At 62.8% G+C, this 20,562-nt stretch carries 17 protein-coding genes; 4 read left to right on the forward strand and 13 right to left on the reverse strand.

The annotated features are described in order from the left end of the window. Nucleotides 1-163: 163 nt before the first annotated feature. The 8 genes from pnp to rimP form a co-directional block, all read right to left on the reverse strand. Nucleotides 164-2,311 (reverse strand): polyribonucleotide nucleotidyltransferase, encoded by a 2,148-nt coding sequence (gene pnp, locus AB8A38_RS18750; RefSeq protein ID WP_439087022.1) that lies wholly within the window; start codon nucleotides 2,309-2,311, stop codon nucleotides 164-166. A gap of 323 nt (nucleotides 2,312-2,634) precedes the next feature. Next, nucleotides 2,635-2,904, reverse strand: a complete 270-nt coding sequence (gene rpsO / locus AB8A38_RS18755; protein WP_068734145.1) for a 30S ribosomal protein S15 — start codon at nucleotides 2,902-2,904, stop codon at nucleotides 2,635-2,637. Nucleotides 2,905-2,906: 2 nt separating this feature from the next. Beyond that, complete coding sequence (gene truB, locus AB8A38_RS18760) at nucleotides 2,907-3,983, reverse strand: tRNA pseudouridine(55) synthase TruB (RefSeq protein ID WP_439088558.1); 1,077 nt, start codon at nucleotides 3,981-3,983, stop codon at nucleotides 2,907-2,909. A gap of 80 nt (nucleotides 3,984-4,063) precedes the next feature. Then, the gene (rbfA, locus tag AB8A38_RS18765) at nucleotides 4,064-4,480 is read right to left on the reverse strand and encodes a 30S ribosome-binding factor RbfA (protein ID WP_068734171.1); all 417 of its coding nucleotides are present in this window, start codon (nucleotides 4,478-4,480) and stop codon (nucleotides 4,064-4,066) included. Between the two features lie 168 nt (nucleotides 4,481-4,648). Beyond that, nucleotides 4,649-7,432 (reverse strand): translation initiation factor IF-2, encoded by a 2,784-nt coding sequence (gene infB, locus AB8A38_RS18770; protein ID WP_315840029.1) that lies wholly within the window; start codon nucleotides 7,430-7,432, stop codon nucleotides 4,649-4,651. Between the two features lie 9 nt (nucleotides 7,433-7,441). Next, on the reverse strand, nucleotides 7,442-8,230 hold the full coding sequence (locus tag AB8A38_RS18775) for an RNA-binding protein (RefSeq protein WP_315840028.1): 789 nt from the start codon (nucleotides 8,228-8,230) through the stop codon (nucleotides 7,442-7,444). Nucleotides 8,231-8,246: 16 nt separating this feature from the next. Continuing rightward, nucleotides 8,247-9,851 (reverse strand): transcription termination factor NusA, encoded by a 1,605-nt coding sequence (nusA, locus tag AB8A38_RS18780; RefSeq protein ID WP_315840027.1) that lies wholly within the window; start codon nucleotides 9,849-9,851, stop codon nucleotides 8,247-8,249. Between the two features lie 3 nt (nucleotides 9,852-9,854). After that, nucleotides 9,855-10,634 (reverse strand): ribosome maturation factor RimP, encoded by a 780-nt coding sequence (gene rimP, locus AB8A38_RS18785; protein ID WP_439087023.1) that lies wholly within the window; start codon nucleotides 10,632-10,634, stop codon nucleotides 9,855-9,857. Between the two features lie 361 nt (nucleotides 10,635-10,995). Here rimP and AB8A38_RS18790 point away from each other — a divergent pair, with 361 nt between their 5' ends. Further along, a complete protein-coding gene (locus AB8A38_RS18790) occupies nucleotides 10,996-12,099 on the forward strand; it encodes a DUF2336 domain-containing protein (RefSeq protein WP_089266433.1) in 1,104 nt (367 codons plus the stop codon). Here AB8A38_RS18790 and AB8A38_RS18795 read toward each other — a convergent pair. Next, complete coding sequence (locus AB8A38_RS18795) at nucleotides 12,076-13,029, reverse strand: LysR family transcriptional regulator (protein ID WP_439087024.1); 954 nt, start codon at nucleotides 13,027-13,029, stop codon at nucleotides 12,076-12,078. The genes AB8A38_RS18790 and AB8A38_RS18795 overlap by 24 nt on opposite strands. A gap of 118 nt (nucleotides 13,030-13,147) precedes the next feature. Here AB8A38_RS18795 and AB8A38_RS18800 point away from each other — a divergent pair, with 118 nt between their 5' ends. Further along, nucleotides 13,148-14,149: an aldo/keto reductase gene (locus tag AB8A38_RS18800; RefSeq protein WP_439087025.1), complete on the forward strand. Its 1,002-nt coding sequence runs from the start codon at nucleotides 13,148-13,150 to the stop codon at nucleotides 14,147-14,149. A gap of 79 nt (nucleotides 14,150-14,228) precedes the next feature. Here AB8A38_RS18800 and AB8A38_RS18805 read toward each other — a convergent pair whose 3' ends face one another. After that, nucleotides 14,229-15,029 carry a HesA/MoeB/ThiF family protein gene (locus tag AB8A38_RS18805; RefSeq protein WP_439087026.1) on the reverse strand — a complete coding sequence of 267 codons (801 nt, stop codon included), beginning with the start codon at nucleotides 15,027-15,029 and terminating at the stop codon, nucleotides 14,229-14,231. 213 nt (nucleotides 15,030-15,242) lie between these two features. Here AB8A38_RS18805 and AB8A38_RS18810 point away from each other — a divergent pair, with 213 nt between their 5' ends. After that, complete coding sequence (locus AB8A38_RS18810) at nucleotides 15,243-16,604, forward strand: peptidoglycan-binding protein (protein WP_439087027.1); 1,362 nt, start codon at nucleotides 15,243-15,245, stop codon at nucleotides 16,602-16,604. 30 nt (nucleotides 16,605-16,634) lie between these two features. Here AB8A38_RS18810 and AB8A38_RS18815 read toward each other — a convergent pair whose 3' ends face one another. Together AB8A38_RS18815 and AB8A38_RS18820 are read right to left on the reverse strand one after the other, a co-directional pair. Beyond that, nucleotides 16,635-17,312 (reverse strand): PilZ domain-containing protein, encoded by a 678-nt coding sequence (locus AB8A38_RS18815; RefSeq protein ID WP_439087028.1) that lies wholly within the window; start codon nucleotides 17,310-17,312, stop codon nucleotides 16,635-16,637. 165 nt (nucleotides 17,313-17,477) lie between these two features. Beyond that, nucleotides 17,478-18,275 (reverse strand): class I SAM-dependent methyltransferase, encoded by a 798-nt coding sequence (locus tag AB8A38_RS18820; protein WP_439087029.1) that lies wholly within the window; start codon nucleotides 18,273-18,275, stop codon nucleotides 17,478-17,480. Nucleotides 18,276-18,463: 188 nt separating this feature from the next. Between AB8A38_RS18820 and rutA the strand changes: the two genes are divergently transcribed. Beyond that, nucleotides 18,464-19,564, forward strand: coding sequence for a pyrimidine utilization protein A (gene rutA, locus AB8A38_RS18825; protein ID WP_439087030.1), 1,101 nt, complete (start codon nucleotides 18,464-18,466; stop codon nucleotides 19,562-19,564). 49 nt (nucleotides 19,565-19,613) lie between these two features. Here rutA and mutM read toward each other — a convergent pair whose 3' ends face one another. Further along, on the reverse strand, nucleotides 19,614-20,510 hold the full coding sequence (mutM, locus tag AB8A38_RS18830; protein ID WP_439087031.1) for a bifunctional DNA-formamidopyrimidine glycosylase/DNA-(apurinic or apyrimidinic site) lyase: 897 nt from the start codon (nucleotides 20,508-20,510) through the stop codon (nucleotides 19,614-19,616). Nucleotides 20,511-20,562: the final 52 nt, after the last annotated feature.

The following is a 20,562-nucleotide window of genomic DNA, read 5'->3' on the forward strand; positions in this document are numbered from 1 at the left end:
TAGCACATCACGTGTCGGAGAGACGTGTTCCTCTTTCCCCCCAAGCGCAACAAACCCACACGCAGTGGGGAGGGATACGTTGGCGTCCTCGCAAAACATCGCCACAAACAAAAAGGGCGGCCTTTCGGCCGCCCTTTCGCAACTCATTTCGCGTGAGCGAAAATTACTCCGCTGCAGTCGCGCCTTCGGCGGCCTTCTGCTTGGCTTCGAGATCTTCGCCGGTCTCCTGATCGACAGCCTTCATCGACAGACGCGTCTTGCCGCGATCGTCGAAGCCGAGCAGCTTGACCTTGACCTTGTCGCCTTCCTTGACGACATCGGAGGTCTTCTGCACGCGGCCGCCGGCCAGCTGGCTGATGTGAACCAGACCGTCCTTGGCGCCGAAGAAGTTCACGAATGCACCGAACTCCATGACCTTGACCACGGTGCCTTCATAGATCGCGTTGAGCTCCGGATCCGAAGCGATCGACTTGATCCACTTGATCGCAGCCTTGATCGACTCACCATCGCTTGAGGCCACCTTCACGGTGCCGTCGTCTTCGATGTTGACCTTGGCGCCGGTCTTTTCGACGATCTCACGGATCACCTTGCCGCCGGTGCCGATCACTTCACGGATCTTGTCGGTGGCGATCTTGAAGGTCTCGATACGCGGCGCGTATTCGCCGAGCTCGGCACGGGCGTTGTTGAGCGCCTTCGACATCTCACCGAGAATGTGAATGCGGCCTTCCTTGGCCTGGCCCAGAGCGACCTTCATGATCTCTTCGGTGATACCGGCGATCTTGATGTCCATCTGCAGCGAGGTGATGCCGGTATCGGTACCAGCCACCTTGAAGTCCATGTCGCCGAGGTGATCTTCATCACCCAGGATGTCCGACAGAACCGCGTAGCGTGCGCCTTCGAGGATCAGGCCCATGGCGATACCCGCCGTCGGACGCTTCATCGGAACGCCCGCATCCATCAGTGCCAGCGAAGCACCGCAAACCGATGCCATCGACGACGAGCCGTTGGACTCGGTGATTTCCGACACCACGCGGACGGTGTACGGGAATTCGTGGTGACCCGGCAGAACCGGATGGATCGCGCGCCAGGCGAGCTTGCCGTGGCCGATTTCGCGACGCTTGGTGCCGCCCATACGACCGGTCTCGCCGACCGAGTAGGGAGGGAAGTTGTAGTGCAGCAGGAACGTTTCTTTGTACGTTCCCGACAGCGAGTCGATGTACTGCTCGTCTTCGCCGGTGCCGAGCGTGGTCACGACCAGCGCCTGGGTTTCGCCGCGGGTGAACAGCGCCGAACCGTGGGCGCGCGGCAGCACGCCGACTTCGGCGACGATCGGACGAACCGTCGTCAGGTCGCGGCCGTCGATACGCTTCTTGGTGTCGAGGATGTTCCAGCGAACGATCTTCGATTCCAGTTCCTTGAACACGCCGGCGATGCGGAGCTTGTCGTATTTCGGCTCCTGACCTTCCGGGAAGTAATGCGCCATCGCCTTCGCCTTGACGACGCCGACGGCCGCGTAGCGGTCCTGCTTCACAGGGATCGCATAGGCAGCGCGCAGCTCGGTTTCGACGAGACCGAGCATTTCCTTCTCGATTTCGCTGTCATCGATGGTCTTGACCTCGCGCGGCTCCTTGGCGGCCTTCTCGGCGAGTTCGATGATCGCCTTGATGACCGGCTGGAAGTGGCGGTGACCGAACATCACGGCGCCGAGCATCACGTCTTCGTTGAGCTCCTTGGCTTCCGATTCCACCATCAGCACGGCATCGCCGGTGCCGGCGACGACGAGGTCGAGATTGGTGTCGGCCATCTCGTCGAGGGTCGGGTTGAGGACGTATTCATCGTTGATAAAGCCGACGCGGGCTGCACCGATCGGGCCCTGGAACGGGGCGCCGGAAATCGTCAGGGCAGCCGAGGTGGCGACCAGCGCGAGAATGTCCGGATCGTTTTCCATGTCGTGCGACAGCACGGTGACGACGATCTGGGTTTCGTTGCGCCAGCCATCGACGAACAGCGGGCGGATCGGACGATCGATCAGGCGGGAGACCAGCGTCTCCTTCTCGGTCGGACGACCTTCGCGCTTGAAGTAGCCGCCGGGAATGCGGCCGGCTGCGTAGGTCTTCTCGATGTAATCGACGGTCAGCGGCAGGAAGTCGATGCCATCCTTGGCAGTCTTCGCGGCGACGACGGTGGCGATAACGACGGTCTCGCCATAGGTGGCGATGACGGCGCCGTCAGCCTGACGGGCAACCTTGCCGGTTTCCAGCTTGAGCGGACGACCGCCCCAATCGATCTCGACGGAGTGAACATTAAACATCTTAGGTTTCTTTCATGGGTTCACGGAGGACGTGACGGCCAAAAACACTGAAGTCCAAAACACAAAAGCCATGCGCAAGACGGCAAGAGGCTGACCGCGTTACAGCGAAATCAGCGTCCGGCGATCCTGCCATGGCTCTGGTATTCTGAATGGCGTCCATCCTTCCGATGGTCGCGGGGATCTTTGGAGGATCGCGCCGCGCGACGGGCACCTTGCCCGTCATCGTCCAGTTGCCGGATTGCTTCTGAACGTTATCGCGAAAGCCGCACATGGCTTCCGCTACAAAAAACGCGCGCAAAGGGTTTTTGCGCGCGTGATTTCGCTTAGCGGCGAATGTTGTGCTTCTCGAGCAGCGCCTTGTAGCGCGCCTCGTCCTTGCGCTTGATGTAGTCAAGCAGCGAACGACGCGTGGAGACAAGCTTCAAAAGACCACGGCGGGAATGGTTGTCCTTGGTGTGGGTCTTGAAGTGTCCGGTCAGGTTGGCAATGCGCTCGGAGAGGATCGCAACCTGGACTTCCGGCGAACCAGTGTCGCCGGTCTTGTTGGCATTGGTCTTGATGACTTCCGCTTTGCGTTCTGCGGTAATCGACATCGTCAGTTACTTTCTTTGCGGGCCGAACTGGCGGTCAGTCCGGTCAGGTTAAACACGCGCTTGGGGATGAGTTCGCCATTGCCAACTTCAGCGAGGGCCAATAACCGCCCTGCCACCGTGACATAAACTGTGCCGCTACAATCGGGCGCATCCCGTCCGCGCAACAAAACGGCCTGGCCCCGATGGAGCCTTGCCGCATCCGCCCGTGTGACGGCCAGTGCCGGGATGTCGTCCAGCGCGGTCTCAACGGGCAGTAGCGCGTCGGCGAGGCTACCCTCGCCAGACGCGGCTCTATCGCACAAAGCCTCCAACTGTTCCAGCGGAATCATGTCGGCCTCGGCGAAAGGTCCGACCAGGGTACGCCGCAGCGCACTGATATGGCCGTAGCAGCCGAGCAAACGGCCGATATCGCGGGCCAGTGCGCGCACGTACGTGCCCTTGCCGCACTCGGCCTCGAACACGGCGTGGTCGCTATCTGGCTGTTCTGTCAGGACTAATTCGTGAATCACAACCGGTCGGGGAACCAGCGGCACCACCTCGCCGTCGCGGGCGAGATCATAGGCGCGTTCACCCTGGATCTTGATTGCCGAGTATTGCGGCGGGGTCTGTTCGATATTGCCGGTAAATTGCGGCAGCAGCGCCCGGATCTGGTCGGCCGTTGGCCTATTCGGGCTGGTGAAGGTCGCGCGGCCCTCGGTGTCGTCGGTATCGCGTTCCTCGCCCCAGGCGACCGTGAAGCGATAGCGCTTGCGGCCGTCCATCACGAACGGAACCGTCTTGGTGGCTTCGCCGAGCGCGATCGGCAGACCGCCGGACGCCAACGGATCGAGGGTACCAGCATGGCCGGCGCGCTTGGCCTGGAACAGGCGCTTGGCGATCGCGACCGCCTGGGTCGAGGTCATGCCGATCGGCTTGTCGAGGATCACCCAGCCATGAACGTCGCGCTTGTCGCGCCGGACCTGGCCCTGCTGACGCTGCTTGCCGCCCTGATGGCGGGGATCGTTATTGCCGCGATGGCCCTGATGCTGACGCTGGTCATTGCCGCCGCGGTCACCTTGCTGACCGTGGTCGCCGTGCAGCACGGCCGGAGACAGGGTGGACTCGCCATTGCCTGCTTCGTCGAGGCGTGAATCGAGGGCGGCGGCTGGGGTCGTCACAGTCATTCGTTTTCGTCCGAGTCTGGTTTGAGGTCGCGCGCAACGGCAGGCGTGCGCAGGAGTTTGTCGATGCGCTCGGCTTCGTCGAAGCGCTCATCGATGCGGAAGCGAAGATCGGGGGCGTATTTGAGGTTCACGCGATACGCGACCTCGGTTCGCAGGAAGCTCTTGTTCGCCGCGAGCGCCTTCAGCACCGGTTCGGTGTTCTGGCCGCCGAGCGGCATCACATAGACGGTGGCGAGCTTCAGATCGGGCGACATCTTCACCTCGGGCACGGTGATGATGGTGGTCTGCAGAACGGGATCGTGGACCCCACCCTGCGACAGGATATCGGCAATCGCGTGGCGCATCAGCTCGCCAACGCGCAATTGACGCTGCGAACCGCCCGGCGCCGCGGACTTCTGGTGATGCTTGGGCATCGGTTTCCCTACGAAAACAAAATTCGTCATGGCCGGGTTTGTCCCGGCCATCCACGACTGCTCTTTTGAAATTCAAAGACGTGGATGCCCGGCCATCTAGCGAAGCTCGCTTCGCGCAGGCCGGGCATGACGTCTCGTTTAAATCCGGTCTCTCTGTAAGATTTGGACTTACAGCGAGCGCTGGATGGTCTCCACGCGGTAACACTCGATCACGTCGCCGGCGCGCATATCGCCGTAGTTCTCGAACGCCATGCCGCATTCCTGGCCTGACGCCACTTCCTTCACTTCGTCCTTGAAGCGCTTCAGTGTCGACAGCTTGCCTTCGTGCACCACGACGTTGTCGCGGATCAGGCGCACATTCGCGCCGCGTTCCACGGTTCCGTCGGTGACGCGGCAACCCGCAACCTTGCCGACCTTCGAGATGTTGAACACTTCGAGGATCTGCGCATTGCCCAGCATGGTTTCGCGCAGTGTGGGCGCGAGCAGACCGGACATGGCTTTCTTCACGTCATCCACGAGATCGTAGATGATGTTGTAGTAGCGGATTTCGATGCCGTTGCGCTTGGCAGCAGCGGCGGCTTCCTTGTTGGCACGAACCGAGAAGCCGATGATGGCGGCGTTGAAGCCTTCCGCCAGCGTGACGTCCGATTCCGAAATGCCGCCGACACCCGCATGCAGGATGCGCGCTGCGACTTCATCGGTGCCGAGCTTCTCGAGCGAGCCGAGAATGGCTTCGAGCGAACCCTGCACGTCGGCCTTGATGATCAGCGGGAAGTCCTTGCGACCCGAGGTCTTCAGCTGGCTCATCATCTGCTCGAGCGAACCGCGCATGCCGTTGGTGGAGGCAGCGGACTTCTCGCGCTTCTGATGGGCACGGTAGCCGGTGATTTCACGGGCGCGGGCTTCGTTCTCGACCACGGCCATACGATCGCCAGCTTCCGGCGGACCGTTGAAACCGAGCACTTCGACCGGCACCGACGGACCTGCCGCGGTCAACGTCTCACCCTGATCGGAGATCAGCGCGCGGACACGGCCCATTTCGGCACCGGCCACGATGATGTCGCCAACCTTCAGGGTGCCGCGCTGAACCAGCACGGTCGCCACCGGACCACGACCACGATCGAGCTTGGCTTCGATCACGGTACCTTCCGCCGGACGCTCCGAATTGGTCTTCAGGTCGAGAATATCGGCCTGCAGCGCGATCATTTCCAGGAGCTTGTCGAGGTTGGTCTTGTTCTTCGCCGACACTTCGACGTCGACCACGTCGCCGCCAAAGGATTCGACCTGCACGTCATGCTGCAGCAGTTCGGTGCGCACGCGCTCCGCCTTGGCATCGGGCTTGTCGATCTTGTTAATCGCCACGATCATCGGCACGCCGGCTGCCTTGGCGTGGTTGATGGCTTCGATGGTCTGCGGCATGACGCCGTCATCGGCCGCCACCACAAGGATGACGATATCCGTGACCTTGGCGCCGCGGGCACGCATCGCGGTGAACGCAGCGTGGCCTGGCGTATCGATGAAGGTGATCTTCTTGCCGCTCTCGGGCGACGTGACCTGATAAGCGCCGATATGCTGGGTAATGCCACCAGCTTCGCCGGACACCACATTGGCATGGCGCAGCGCGTCGAGCAGCGAGGTCTTGCCGTGGTCGACGTGGCCCATGACGGTCACGACCGGCGAACGCGGCTCGGTATCGGTGGAATCGTCGACCTTGTCGAACAGACCTTCTTCAACGTCCGACTCGGCAACACGCTTGACGGTGTGGCCCATTTCTTCGGCCACCAGCTGCGCGGTGTCGGCGTCGATGACGTCGTTGATCTTGTGGATCGCGCCCTGCTTCATCAGCAGGCGAATCACGTCCACGGCACGCTCAGCCATACGGTTGGCGAGTTCCTGAATCGTGATCGCTTCCGGGATCGTGACTTCACGAACCAGCTTTTCCTTCGGCTCGTTCGACTGATGACCCTTCAGACGCTGGGTGCGGCGACGGAACGAGGCGATCGAACGCTCGCGCACGTCGCCGGCCGACAGCGCGGTGACGACGGTGAGACGGCCGCGCTCCTTCTGCGGACCGGGCTTGGCAGTGGGCTTCGGCGCGATCACGGGGCGCGCGGCGCCGCCGGGACCACGGCGAATGACGCGTGGACCTTCATCCTCGTCGGTGCCGTCGGCGGCGACGCCGGGCGCACGCGCAGGCGTCGTTGATGTGGCGCCGGGACGGGCCGTCGTCGTGGCCGGCTTGGCGGCCTTCGCATCGGCTTCAGCCTGACGGCGCTTGGCCTCGACTTCAGCGCGGCGCTTGGTTTCTTCTTCCTGGCGGTGACGCTCTTCCTCGGCCTTGCGACGGGCTTCGGCAGCTTCACGCTCTTCCTGTTCCTTGAATTCCTTGGTGTTGCGGCGAGCTGCCTCGATCTCGGCGAGGCGACGCTCTTCCTGCTCGCGCACGCGGGCATCGGCCAGCGCGCTGGCGCGGGCATTGCGCTCTTCTTCGGTCAGGGTGCGGAGCACGACGCCCGAACCCGAACGGGCCGGAGGCTGCGGGCGCTGCGGCGCGCGCGACGGCGGCGCTGCGGGAGGCGGAGCAGAGCTGCGTCCTGCCGGAGAAGGCGCCGCAGTGCGGGAAGCCGGTGCGGCCGGTGCAGGCGCAGCAGCGCGCGCAACCGGCGCCGCGGGCGCAGCAGTTGCAGCGGGAGCAGCTGGCGCAGCAGCAACGGGAGCCGGTGCAGCAGTCTCGACAGGTGCGGGAGCAGCAGTTGCCGGCGCGGCGGAGGGCGCAGCAGCCGGCGCATCGCCGGGCATGCGGCGCTTGCCGCGCTTCTCAACGACCACCTGCTTGGTGCGGCCATGGCTGAAGCTCTGGCGCACAGTGCCCTGCTCGACGCGCGGCTTGAGCGTCAAGGTCTTGCTGGGAACGCTCAGAGTCTTGTCACCAGGCGTTTTCGTATCAACCATTCAGCAGTCCTAATCTTGTTGCGTTGTGCGCGGTCGCACAGTCGTCGAAGTTTCGATCAGCGAGATCGTTGGCGTCAGCGGCTCCGTCTCCGGCGCAGCAGTTGTCAGCGAAGCTTTGGCGCTTGCGTTGATGTCGTCGTCAGCCAGCCGGTATTGGACCAGAGTCTGGCTGCGCGACAGGAACGTTTTGCCCGCCGGGCCCGTAAGCACGGCAGCATGTATCACATTTGACCGCCCCAATGCCAAATCCAATTCATCGGAGCTCAAAACCGTAATGATCGGCAATTTCGGCGCGTTGTCGCCGGATTCCGCGTCAAATTCCACGCGTTGCCGGGCAACGCTGTCCAGTTTGCGGATTCCGTCGGGGGCGCCGTTGGAGGCGTGGAGCAGAACACCGACCGTTCCGCGGCGCAGGGCATCCTCAACCTTGGTGAAGCCGGAAACCACCTGACCCGCCTTGGCGGTCATGGCCAGCGCCTCGATGACACCGCGCACCATGAGCTTGTCGGTGTCGTCGGCCAGGGTCGGCGACGCCTTGACCGCTTTCTTGAAGCCCTTGGCAAAAAGATTGCGCTTTGCCGCCTCGGCCACCGCCTTGCGGGAGGCCGTGACCCAGAGGCCGCGGCCTGGAAGCTTGCGCTTCAGGTCCGGAATCGCCTCGCCCGTGGGCGCGACGACGAACCGGATCAGATCATCGATCGGGCGCACGCTCCGCGTGACCACGCACATCCGCTCGGTCCCGGGCTTGGTGCTCCGGGGGCCGTTGTCCAGATCTGCTTGGTCAGCAATGGCGAGCATGCGCGTGGCATTGTCCTTACGCTTCTTCGGTGGCGTCGAGCGGCGCACCCTTGTCGAGATCGGCCTGGGTGATCCAGCCGGCCACGACGCGGGCCTGCATGATCAGATGCTCGGCGTCTTCGCGCGAAACTTCGCTGGCATCGAGAATGCCCGGGTGCTTGGTCGGCTCGGAGCCTTCCTTGCGTTCGGTCCAGCCCACCAGATCGTCAGTGGCGCAGCCGGCAAGATCCTCGACGGTCTTGATGTCGTTTTCGCCGAACTTGACCATCATCTTGAGGGTCACGCCCGGAACGTCCTTCAAAGCGTCTTCCACACCCAGTTCCTTACGTTTGCCTTCGAGTTCAGCTTCGAGCTGCTCGAGGTATTCACGTGCACGGCTCTGCAATTCGGCCGCTGTTTCGTCGTCGAAGCCCTCGATGCCCGACAGTTCCTTGGCATCGACCATCGAAAGTTCTTCTACCGAGGTGAAACCTTCCGACGCGAGCAGCTGACCGACCACTTCGTCGACGTTCAGCGCTTCCATGAAGACGCGTGTGGAATTTTCGAAATCGGCCTGGCGACGTTCGGATTCTTCCTGCTCGGTCAGGATGTCGATATCCCAGCCGGTCAGCTGCGAAGCCAGGCGCACATTCTGGCCGCGACGACCGATCGCAAGGGATAGCTGGTTATTCGTGTCGGGAACGACAACCTCGATGCGCTCACGATCTTCATCGATCACGACTTTCGAGACTTCTGCCGGGGCCAGCGCGTTCACCACGAAAGTGGCGATATCCGGCGACCACGGAATGATGTCGATCTTTTCGCCCTGCAGCTCGTTGACCACGGCCTGCACGCGGGAACCACGCATACCGACGCAGGCGCCGACCGGATCCACCGACGAGTCGCGCGAGATCACGCCGATCTTGGCACGCGAACCAGGATCGCGGGCCACGGCCTTGATCTCGACGATACCGTCATAGATTTCAGGCACTTCTTGCGCGAACAGCTTGGCCATGAACTGCGGATGGGTGCGCGACAGGAAGATCTGCGGACCGCGGGTCTCGCGGCGCACGTCGAACACATAGGCGCGAACGCGGTCGCCGTTGCGGAACACTTCGCGCGGCAGCATCTCGTCGCGGCGCACGATGGCTTCGCTGCGGCCAAGATCGACGATCACCGAACCGTATTCGACGCGCTTGACGATGCCGTTGACGATCTCGCCGATGCGATCCTTGAATTCCTGGTACTGCCGGTCACGCTCGGCTTCGCGCACCTTCTGCACGATGACCTGCTTGGCGGACTGCGCGGCGATACGGCCGTATTCCAGCGGCGGCAGCGTGTCGGCGATGGTGTCGCCGATCTGCGCACCCGGATTGGCGCGCTGCGCGTCAAACAGCGAGGTCTGGAAAGACGAATTCTCGACGTCCTCGACCACCAGCATGTGGCGGGTCAGAGAGAGCTGGCCGGTCTTGGGATGAATCTCGGCATGCACGTCGGTTTCGGAGCCGTAACGGGCACGGGCCGCTTTCGCGATCGCCTCTTCCATCGCCTGGATGACGATGTTGCGGTCGATCGATTTCTCGCGCGCGACGGCGTCGGCGATCTGCAGCAGTTCGAGTTTATTGGCGCTGACAGCGGCCATAGCTCATTCTCCTTCGATGGGATCGATTTCGCCTCGGCGCGCACGGTCGGCGGCCAGACGATGTTCTTTGGTATTCTTCGGCAAAGGCTTCTTGGTAGCTTTCGCGACCTTGAGTTTCGGCTTCGGCGCAAAGCTCTTCTTGGGATCGCTGCGCTTGGCATGCGGTGCCGGCGGCGGCGCGAGACCGAGCTCCCGCTTGAGATCAAGCTCGGCGTGCTTGCCGCGGCGCATGGACTCGGCGATCAGCTCGTCGGTCAGTACCAGACTGGCATTGGAGATGTCTTCCAGCGGCAACCGCGTGATGGGGTCCTCGCCGTCGCGGGCGCCTTCGCGGTCAATGAGTACGACGTCGCCTTCGATGGCGCCGAGCAGACCGCGGAAACGTTTGCGGCCGCCGACGGCGACAGCCGTCTCGATCTTAACCAGATAGCCATGATAGCGCTCGAAATCGGAGCGTCGGACCAGTGGACGATCGATGCCGGGCGAGGAAATTTCGAGGCGATAGGCGCGCTGGATCGGATCGGCGACGTCCATCACCGGCGACAGCGCGTGTGAGATCGCCTCGCAGTCCTCGACCAGCATGGTGCCATCCGGCCGCTCGGCCATGATCTGCACGGTGCAGCCGAGCTCGCCGGAAATTTTGATCCGCACCAGCCGGTAACCGAGGTTTTCAAGCACGGGCGTGGCGACGGCCGATACCCGCGCCGCAGCACCCGGCTCGATCACCAGGCGCGGCTCGGAAAGCAGCTCGGTATCAACGGCTTCTGGGTCTTGGTCGGTCATGTCCAGGATCGAAGTATTCCGGTTGGAGGATGTCTGAATGCGCGTGCAGCCTGCAGAAGTGTATCGCGTCGGGCTTTCGGCCCTTTTGGACCCGGCGAGCCCCGCCGGATTATCGGCCAAGGTCCGTTCAGGTAATAAAAAAGAGCGGGTCCCGAGGGGCCCACTCTCAAACGCGATCGTATGAGAACCTAATAAGTTGTGGGCGATATAGCCCTTTTCCGGCGCCCCGGCAAGGCCACAGTGGCTGCCCCGCAATATTTCTGCAACCCGCGGTAGCCCAATCCTGCGGACTAACCGTTCCTTCATCAACCCCATCTAGGGTGCCCCAGCCTTTCCGTATGGTGGTGTTGAGTATTTTTTGATGGCTGAGGCGAAATCGCTCATTCCCGGGCTGGAGAACATCGTCAGAGATGGCGATCCCAAGCGGCGCGGCGAGGCGGTGCGTAAGATTTCCGAGCTTTTCCTGAGGGGCGCATCCCGTTTTCAACCGGCCCATGTCGATCTGTTCGACGGCGTTCTGACGAGTCTGGTTCCGCAGACCGAGGTCGAAGCACGCACCGAACTGGCCGAACGGCTGTCCGATCTCGTCAACGCACCGCCGCAACTGGTGGCCTTGCTCGTCCGCGATGACGAAATCCTGATCGCCGGACCGCTGTTGCGCCGCTCGCCCTTGATCGACGAACCGACACTGGTCGACATCGCCAAGGCCCAGGGCCAGTCGCATCTGCTGGCGATCTCCGATCGCTCGACGCTGACACCGCGCATTACCGACGTGATCGTGCGCCGTGGCGACCGCGACGTGATCCGCCGCGTGGCCGGCAATGCCGGCGCCGCTTTCTCGCAGCTCGGTTATACCGGCCTCATTCGCCGCGCCAGCGATGATGGCGCCCTCGCCGTCACGGTCGGGCAGCGCGACGATCTCGCGCCGGAACAGCTCAAACACCTGCTGGCGCAGTCGGTCGAGGTGGTTCGCCGTCGGCTGTTCGACGCCGCCGCCCCCCAACTGCGCAACGCGATCAACCGCGCGATGCAGGACATCACCGGTACACCGACGCATCTGGCCGTCACCCGCGACTTCGCCACCGCGCAGCGTGCCATTCGCAAGCTCCACCAGGCCGACGAGCTGGACGAAGGCGCTTTGTTGCGTTTTGCCCGCGCCCATCAATATGAGGAAACCGCCGCCGCCCTCGCCGCTCTGTCGGGCGTGCGGATCGGGACCATCGACCAGCTCCTCAAAGGTGACCGCGACGATCCGATGCTGATCCTCGGCAAATCGATCGGAATTTCCTGGGCCACCGTCCGCGCCCTGATGACGCTGCGTCTCGGCCCCGGCCGTTCGCCTGCCGCCGCCGATGTCGAGGAAGCCCGGCAGAATTTCGAACGCCTGGTGCCCGCCACGGCACAGCGCGTGCTGACCTTCTGGCAGACCCGCGAGACCGCCTCAGCGATCCCCCTGCCGCTCTGATCCGCGGGGGTTCTCCGGGGCCGCAGCCCGCCGCTCCCGTTTGCGCCACTCCGCCACAAAACTTACGAAGGCCGCCAAAGCCGGCGGCGGCTGCCGGCGGCTTGGATAATACAGGAACGGCCCCGGGAATGGAGGCAGCCAGTCCTCCAGCACGCTGACCAACCTCCCGGTCGCGAGGTCGTCCCGCACATAGCCCTCAAACACCGCGTAAAAGCCAAGTCCGTCCCGGGCCGCTTCCAGCCCGAGCCGGGAATAACTCGCCAGCAGCGGCCCCCGCGGCGGGATCCTGACCACCTGGCCGTCCTTTTCGAACTCCCATTCCGGGATAGAACCGTTGTCGAAACGCGTTCTGATGCAGCAATGCTGCAGCAATTGCTGCGGTGCAGTAGGTCGTCCATGCTGCGCAATATATTGCGAAGAAGCCACCATCACGAAGCGTTGCGGCGGCCCCAGTGAGACTGCGATCATGTCCTGCGCCAGATCCTCGCCATAGCGAATTCCGGCGTCGAAGCCCTTGGCGACGATGTCGATCAATGACGTCTCGGCAACGATCTCAAGCTCAACCTGCGGGTATTGCTGCAGAAATGGCGTGACCATCGGCGCCACGACGATATCGATGGCTGGTGCCGGACCGTTGATCCTGAGGCGGCCAGACGGCACATCACCGAAATCGCGAACTTGCTGCAGCGCAGCATGGACATCGCCCATAGCCGGAACGATTTTGCGCTGCAGCAATTCTCCGGCTTCGGTGAGCGCAACACTGCGCGTTGTGCGATGCAGCAAACGAACGCCAAGCCGCTCTTCCATATCGCGCAGCCGCTGGCTCAGGCTGGACACCGAGACATGGGTCTCTACCGCAGCCCGCCGAAAATTCCGGGTCCTGGCCACGGCCAGAAAGGCCGCCAGATCGCGCAGATCGAGATCGCTCATTGTTCGACAGAGTGAACAAGCCTTTCGGGATTGTCCAGCTTATCGGATCAATGGAGCGGGCTCATATCGGGGCGGCAGCGGCAAAGGATCGGTCCGGCCGCCTTCTGGGAGAACCACCATGAACCACCTTCAACTCGGAAAGACTGGCCCCACAGTGGGCGCGCTCGGCCTCGGCTGCATGGGCATGTCGGATGTCTACGGCCCGGCCGACCGAGGCGAAAGCATTGCCACCATCCACGCCGCGCTGGAGGCCGGCGTCACCCTGATCGACACCGGTGACTTCTACGCCATGGGCCACAACGAACTCCTGATCGCCGAAGCCTTGCGCGGCCGCAACCGCGACAACCTGCAGCTTTCGGTCAAATTCGGCGGCATGCGCGATCCCGCCGGTGCCTTCATGGGCTTCGACAACCGCCCGATAGCGATCAAGAATTTCGTGGCCTATTCGCTGGTGCGGCTCGGCGTCGAGGTCATCGACATCTACCGCCCCGCGCGGCTGGACCCCAATGTGCCCATCGAGGACACCGTCGGCGCCATCGCCGACCTGATCAAGGCCGGCTATGTCAAACATATCGGCCTGTCCGAAGTCGGCTCCGAGACCATCCGCCGTGCCAACAAGGTGCATCCCATCACCGACCTGCAGATCGAATATTCACTGATCTCACGCGGTATCGAGGATGACATCCTGCCGACCTGCCGCGAACTTGGCATCGGCATCACGGCTTACGGTGTGCTGTCGCGCGGCCTGATCGGCGGCCATTTCGCCAAAGACAGCATGAACGCGAAGGACTATCGCAGCCACAGCCCACGCTTCAGCGCCGCGAATATCGATCAGAATCTGGCTCTGGTTGAAAAAATCCGCGCTGTCGCCGACGACATCGGTGCCTCGGTCGCACAGGTCGCGATCGCCTGGGTCGCCGCGCAGGGCCAGGATATCCTGCCCGTGGTCGGTGCCCGCCGACGGGATCGGCTCACTGAAGCGCTGGGTGCACTGCATGTGAAACTCACGCCCGCACATCTCAAGGCGCTGGCGGAGGCGATCCCGGCCGATGCGGCAGCCGGCGGCCGTTATCCGGACGAGCATCTGGCGCATATGGACAGTGAAAAGAAGCGGGCGTGAGTGCCGAGGGCATGATGCGCTGAGCAGCCAACGGTTTCCCTCCCCCAAGCGAAGCGCGGTGGGGAGGGAGAAGATCAGCTCACAGATACGCGCTCAAATCCCTGATGCTCGGCGCATCCCCGTTCAGCGGATTCGCCGGATCGCGCCCGTAACGCAGCGTCTCGAAGCGCATGTTGCGGGCGTCGATCATCAGCAGACGCCCGACCAGCCCTTCACCAAAGCCCACGATCTCGCGGATCGCTTCCAGCGCCATCATCGAGCCAACCATACCGGCCAGCGCGCCCATGACGCCGGCTTCCTGACAGCTCGGCACAGTGCCCGGCGGCGGCGCTTCGGGAAACAGGCAGCGATAGGTCGGGTTCAACACACCTGCGGCATTAGTCTCATGCGCGCGGATCGTGGTCAGCGACGCATCGAAAGTGCCGAGCGCCGCGGAGATCAACGGCTTCTTTGCGAGATAGCAGGCATCCGACAGCAGATAGCGCGTGGTGAAATTGTCGGAACCATCGAGCACGATGTCGTAGCCCGACAACAGCGCCATCGCATTCGCTGCATCGAGCCTGACGGCATGGCAGATAAATCTGACATGCGGATTGAGCGCATGGATCTTTGCCGCGGCGCTGTCGGTCTTCAACGCGCCGATATCCGGCGTTGCGTGAATGACCTGCCGCTGCAGGTTCGACAGCGACACCGTGTCGTCATCGACCACACCGAGCGTGCCGATGCCCGCGGCCGCCAGATACATCAGCGCCGGTGCGCCGAGCCCGCCGGCGCCGATCACAAGCACTTTCGCGCCCTGCAGCGCGGTCTGGCCGGGACCGCCGACCTCGCGCAACACGATGTGACGCGCATAGCGCTCGAGCTCGTCGGCATTCAGCATTGTTTCGTTACGTCCCTGTTCATCGACGCCCTCCCCCCGTCATTGCGAGGAGCGAAGCGACGCCGCAATCCAGAAGCCACAAGCGGAGACTGGATTGCTTCGCTCCGCTCGCAATGACGTGGAGGCGCCTGAACCTTGCTCCCGCTGTCACCGACCCACGAGATGTGCTTAATTCCACCGAAATCAATCACCAGCTTCAAGACCGGACATGTCATGAGATCGATGCTTTCAGCAACATTGATGATCGTGACGGCCTCAGCGGCTCACGCACAGGTGCAGGCAACGCCTCCCGCGGTGCAGGGCGTCAAACCCAAACCCGTCACCACGACGCCGATCCGTCCGGCGCTGCAGACCCCCGCCGACACCGCCAATGCCATGGCGCAGGCCGAGCGGCTGGGGATCCAGTCGGATCTGGCATGGACCGGGCAATATAACGGCGCCATCACTGGCGAGGTCTCGGATCGCATGGTCAATGCGATCAAGACGTTCCAGAAGGACAATGGCGCCAAGCAAACCGGCGTGCTGAACCCGCAGGAGCGCGATGTGCTGCGCGCGGCAGCAAAGAAACTTCAGGACAATGTCGGCTGGAAAATGGTCACCGACATGGTGACCGGCGCGCGGCTCGGCATTCCCGGCAAGCTGGTGCCGCAGCAGGTCTCCGACGTGAACGGCAGCAAGTGGTCGTCCTCCACCGGCACGATCCAGATCACGCTGGCGCGCCGCAAGGAAGACGCACCGTCCACTGCAAAGCTCGCCGAAGCCGAACGCAAGGAGCCAGGCCGCAAGATCGACTATCAGGTCGTCAAGCCGGATTTCTTCGTACTGTCCGGCCTGCAGAACCAGAAGAAATTCTACATCCGCGGCCAGTTCAAGGATTCCGAAGTCCGCATTCTCTCGATCTTCTACGATCAGGCCACCGAAGGCACGATGGAGCCGGTGGTGATTGCGATGTCGTCAGCCTTCAATGCATTCCCGGCCGGCGCACAGGCGATGGGCCCGCCGCCGCGCAAGAAGGTTGAATATGCGTCGGGGATCGTGGTGAGCGACGACGGCGCCATCGTCACCGACCGTCAGGCGATCGATGGCTGCATGTCCATTGTCGTCGCCGGTTATGGCAACGCCGACAAAATCGCCGAAGATAAAGTGCGCGATCTCGCTCTGCTGCGCATCTATGGCGCGCGCGAGCTGAAGCCGCTGTCGCTCGGCGCAGGCGCAGCGAAACCCAATCTCGATCTCGTGGGGATTGCCGATCCGCAAAACCAGGGCGGCGGCGCGGCCGTCACCAGCGTGAAGGCAACCACCACAGCGGTCGGCACCGGAAGCGAACTGGCGCTGTCACCCGCACCGGGGCTCGGCTTCTCCGGCGCGGCCGCCATCGACAGCGACGGCAAATTCGCGGGCCTTGCGCAGTTGAAGCCACTGCTCGTAGCCGGCCCGCCGAATGCAGCGCCACAGGCGGCTCTGGTGCCCGCGGAACTCGTACTGAATTTCGTGAAAGCGAATGGGGTGAGCGCGAATAGCAGCTCGACCGATGCCAGGGCGGCGATGGTGCGCGTGATCTGCGTGCGGAAGTAGCTGTCGAGCTCCGAAGCGCGCCGACGTTCGTTAGTCCACTTCCTCGTACATCGAATCCATCTGCGCCGCGAACGGCGTTGCGCGCGGTGGCGGTGCCGCCGGTGCGCGGATAATCCGGCGTTCGAGCTGTTCGCGGTTCTGCTGCTCGACGAATTTCACTGCGAATCCGCCCTGGAGATGGCGCACTACCCGGCCGACGCAGGCGCCGACGGCGAGCGGCGTTCCGACCTCCGGCTGCACGTCGGCGGAGACTGCAGCGCCGGACACCGACATGTCGATGACGAAGCAGCTTTTCATGCTGCCGTCGGCGAAGGTCAGCATGGAATGCGGGCTCGCGGGAATGAGGCGCGCCTGCTTGCGCTCTTCGCGCACCGTGGGGTCTTTCTGGAATTTCTCCAGCCAGGTCAGCTTGTCCGAGAGCTTCTGACGCATCGGCGGCGTCATGTTGAGTTCGAGCAGGAAGCTGCCGGAGATGGTGTCGCTGATGCGGCCTTCGAGATGGCCGAAATCGCCGAAATAGGGCGTGATGCGATCGCCAATACGACCGACCACCGGCACATCGACAATCATCCGGAACGGCGAGACGCGGCTGGTCCGGCAGGCAAAGCTGCGCGGATTGCCTGCGGAATCCAGCCAGTTCGACAGCGTATATTGCCCGCTGACGACAACGTTGACGGCCCGCTGCTTGAGGAATTTTTCGACGGACACAGGTTCATCCTCTACGGTACATTTCCACCACCATAGAAAACCCAACCACGCCAGCATTTGCGCCCGCCTTGGTTATTGCGTTACTTATATACCCTTTCAAGTTGAGGAAATATTACCGGCAAAATCCCAGCGATTGGCGCTATGGAGGCCAGAGGATGCTCTGCCTCAGCCCGGCACCCGCCCCTTGATGGCATTGGCGCGGGCACTGCAGGTGATACGGCCGGTTGCATCCTCCGAAAGTCCCGTCCGGACGCGCGATTTGAGCTGCACAATCTCCTCCGGCGTCATCACCGTCAGAGCTGCCTTCACCGATGGCCCTGCGGACGAGGCCGACCAGAAGTCGTCGAAATCGGTGAATTCCCTGGTGACATCGATCACGCGGGTTTCGACGTCCACCAAACCGGCAGAGGTCCACAGCGACTGCATCACGTCGAGGCGCGATGCGTCCACGCTCGGCGGAAGCGACGGCATCTGGCCCATCTTCAGCAATTCACCAAGGATCGGCTGCAGCGGAAAGCCGCCGCCATCCATATCCCAGGCATAGGCGGCGACCGTGCCGCCGGGTGACACGACACGCACCATCTCCGCCACGCCCTTCGACGGCTCCGGCACGAAGAAGATCACAAGCGCCATGACGGCGACATCGAAGCTTCGATCAGGAAACGGCAGCGCCATCGCATCGCCCAGATGAAACGCCGCCATCGCGGCGCCCGGCCGCGTCCGCGCATAGGCAAGCTGCGGCTCCGAGGGATCGATACCATCGATCACCGACGGCGCATGGCGCTCGGCGATCAGCTGCGTGAAGGCGCCGTTGCCGCAGCCGACATCGACCCAGGCAAGACCCGGCTTTGGCGCCACCCAATCCAGAAAGACCTCGCCGGCGCTGCGGCTCCAGACGCCCATCATCCGCTCATAGGACGCGCCATCATTGAAGCGGATGGAGGGAGACGATGCGTCGGTCATGGGGAGTCCTCAATAGGGTGTTGGCGGCAGACCATGGCCGGAAATGCATCGCCTGCAACCTCTACCCTTCATGGTGAGATCGTGTGGTCGACGCAAGAGCGCGTATCGGCACGGTTGTTGCTTTGTTCAACGCAAGCAGAATGGTTCGCGATACCCCGAGGGGGCACGCGATTGCGGAGGAGAGCGAGATGAAGGTCGGCGTATTCATTCCAATCGGGAACAATGGCTGGTTGCTCTCTGAAAATGCCCCGCAATACATGCCGACTTTCGACCTCAACAAGGAGGTGACGCTAAAGGCCGAACATTACGGCCTCGATTTTGTGCTCTCGATGATCAAATTGCGTGGCTTCGGCGGGAAGACCGAATTCTGGGATCACAATCTGGAATCCTTCACCCTGATGGCCGGATTGGCCGCGGTGACCAAGCGAATAAAATTGTTTGCCACGGCAGCGACGCTTGTGGTGCCTCCCGCGATTGCTGCACGCATGGCGGTGACCATCGATTCGATTTCACACGGCCGCTTCGGCCTCAATCTCATCACCGGGTGGCAACGTCCCGAATATTCGCAGATGGGGCTTTGGCCGGGCGACGAATACTTCGCGCGCCGCTACGAATATCTTTCGGAATATGTCGAGATCCTCCGCGAGCTTTGGCAAACCGGCGCCTCGGATCGCAAAGGCGAATTCTTCCAGATGGAGGACTGCCGCGTCAGCCCGCGGCCGCAGGCGGACATGAAGATCATTTGCGCCGGCCAGAGCGGCGCCGGAATGGCCTTCTCCGCAAAATACGCCGACTACAATTTCTGCTTCGGCAAGGGCGTCAACACCCCGACCGATTTTGCGCCCGCCGCCGAACGGCTGCTCGAGGCTACGCATGACACCGGCCGGCACGTGACGACCTATGTGCTGTTCATGGTGATCGCGGCGGAAACCGACGAAGCCGCGTTCGCAAAGTGGGAGCACTACAAAGCCGGCGTGGATCACGAAGCGGTCGCCTGGCTGGGCGTACAGGGTGCGGCCGACACGAAGTCAGGTAAGGACACCAACATCCGCCAGATGGCGGACCCCACATCAGCGGTCAACATCAATATGGGGACCTTCGTCGGCTCATTCGCCAACGTCGCCCGCATGCTCGACGAGGTTGCCACCGTGCCGGGCACCGAGGGCGTGTTGCTCACCTTCGACGACTTCGTCCAAGGCGTTGAAGACTTCGGCCAGCGCATTCAACCCTTGATGACATCGCGTAAGGGAGCTGCAGAGGCCGCAGCCGCTGCGTTGAAAGACATGTGATGGTTGATATCCAGCGACGATGCGCTGGCAAGGCCAAGCGGACGCGGCGTCACCTCTGACACTTCGGGCACCAAAACGTCGACCGCCCGTTCTGCACGAAGCGCTTCACGATGCCTGAGCAGCCATCGGTCTGGCACGGCTCGCCTTCGCGGTCATAGACCTGAAACGAGTGCTGGAAGTAACCGAGTTCGCCATCGGTCTGGCGGTGATCGCGCAGCGACGAGCCGCCGGCCTTGATGGCCTGGTTCAGCACCTCGTGGATCGCCGAGACCAGTCGTTTCGAATGATCGGTCGGCTCACCCTTCTTGGTCGCCAGCGTCGCCGCCAGCCGCCGCGGCGACAAATGCGAGCGAAACAGCGCCTCGCAGACATAGATGTTGCCGAGGCCTGCGACGACGCGCTGATCGAGCAGCGCGGCCTTGAGGCTGGTCTTCTTGCCTGCGGTGGCGCCGGCCAGCATCGCCGCATCGAATTCGTTGCCCAGCGGCTCGGGGCCGATATCCTTCAGGAACGGCTCGTTCTCGATCTCGCTACGCGCAAAGATCTTCATGAAGCCGAAGCGGCGGGGATCGTTGTAGATCACCGACGGCCCCGATGACATGTGGAAGACCACATGGTCGTGCGCGCGCTCGTCGCTGCGCGGATGATGGAAGGCGCCGGGCATCACGTTATTTTCATCACCAGCGGCAGCATCGGAGACCACCCGGAACGAGCCGGACATGCCCAGATGCATCAGCAACACATCGCCGGAATCCAGATCCGCCAGCAGATATTTGGCGCGGCGGCCAAGGCTGGCGACGGTCCGGCCCTGCAACCTGCCGGCAAAATCCGGCTGAAACGGAAACCGCAGGTCTTTTCGCCGCAGCTCCAGACGGGTGATCTTCGACCCCTCCATGGCGGGCTGCAGGCCGCGGCGGACGGTCTCGACTTCGGGCAATTCAGGCATGATTCACGTCATTCACCTTGAGAGGCTGACGTGATAGCCCCATTGCCGTAGG

This window comes from Tardiphaga sp. 839_C3_N1_4 (assembly GCF_051811045.1).
Classification (GTDB): Bacteria; Pseudomonadota; Alphaproteobacteria; order Rhizobiales; family Xanthobacteraceae; genus Tardiphaga.

Bases quoted from the DNA above. Each gene is read 5' to 3' on its own strand.
- mutM (WP_439087031.1), bottom strand. From the start codon at position 20,510: ATGCCTGAATTGCCCGAAGTCGAGACCGTCCGCCGCGGCCTGCAGCCC.
- rimP (WP_439087023.1), bottom strand. From the start codon at position 10,634: ATGACCGACCAAGACCCAGAAGCCGTTGATACCGAGCTGCTTTCCGAG.
- AB8A38_RS18820 (WP_439087029.1), bottom strand. From the start codon at position 18,275: ATGACCGACGCATCGTCTCCCTCCATCCGCTTCAATGATGGCGCGTCC.
- AB8A38_RS18805 (WP_439087026.1), bottom strand. From the start codon at position 15,029: ATGCTGAATGCCGACGAGCTCGAGCGCTATGCGCGTCACATCGTGTTG.
- rutA (WP_439087030.1), top strand. From the start codon at position 18,464: ATGAAGGTCGGCGTATTCATTCCAATCGGGAACAATGGCTGGTTGCTC.
- AB8A38_RS18775 (WP_315840028.1), bottom strand. From the start codon at position 8,230: ATGCTCGCCATTGCTGACCAAGCAGATCTGGACAACGGCCCCCGGAGC.
- rpsO (WP_068734145.1), bottom strand. From the start codon at position 2,904: ATGTCGATTACCGCAGAACGCAAAGCGGAAGTCATCAAGACCAATGCC.
- pnp (WP_439087022.1), bottom strand. From the start codon at position 2,311: ATGTTTAATGTTCACTCCGTCGAGATCGATTGGGGCGGTCGTCCGCTC.
- nusA (WP_315840027.1), bottom strand. From the start codon at position 9,851: ATGGCCGCTGTCAGCGCCAATAAACTCGAACTGCTGCAGATCGCCGAC.
- AB8A38_RS18800 (WP_439087025.1), top strand. From the start codon at position 13,148: ATGAACCACCTTCAACTCGGAAAGACTGGCCCCACAGTGGGCGCGCTC.
- AB8A38_RS18795 (WP_439087024.1), bottom strand. From the start codon at position 13,029: ATGAGCGATCTCGATCTGCGCGATCTGGCGGCCTTTCTGGCCGTGGCC.
- AB8A38_RS18790 (WP_089266433.1), top strand. From the start codon at position 10,996: ATGGCTGAGGCGAAATCGCTCATTCCCGGGCTGGAGAACATCGTCAGA.
- AB8A38_RS18810 (WP_439087027.1), top strand. From the start codon at position 15,243: ATGAGATCGATGCTTTCAGCAACATTGATGATCGTGACGGCCTCAGCG.
- infB (WP_315840029.1), bottom strand. From the start codon at position 7,432: ATGGTTGATACGAAAACGCCTGGTGACAAGACTCTGAGCGTTCCCAGC.
- rbfA (WP_068734171.1), bottom strand. From the start codon at position 4,480: ATGCCCAAGCATCACCAGAAGTCCGCGGCGCCGGGCGGTTCGCAGCGT.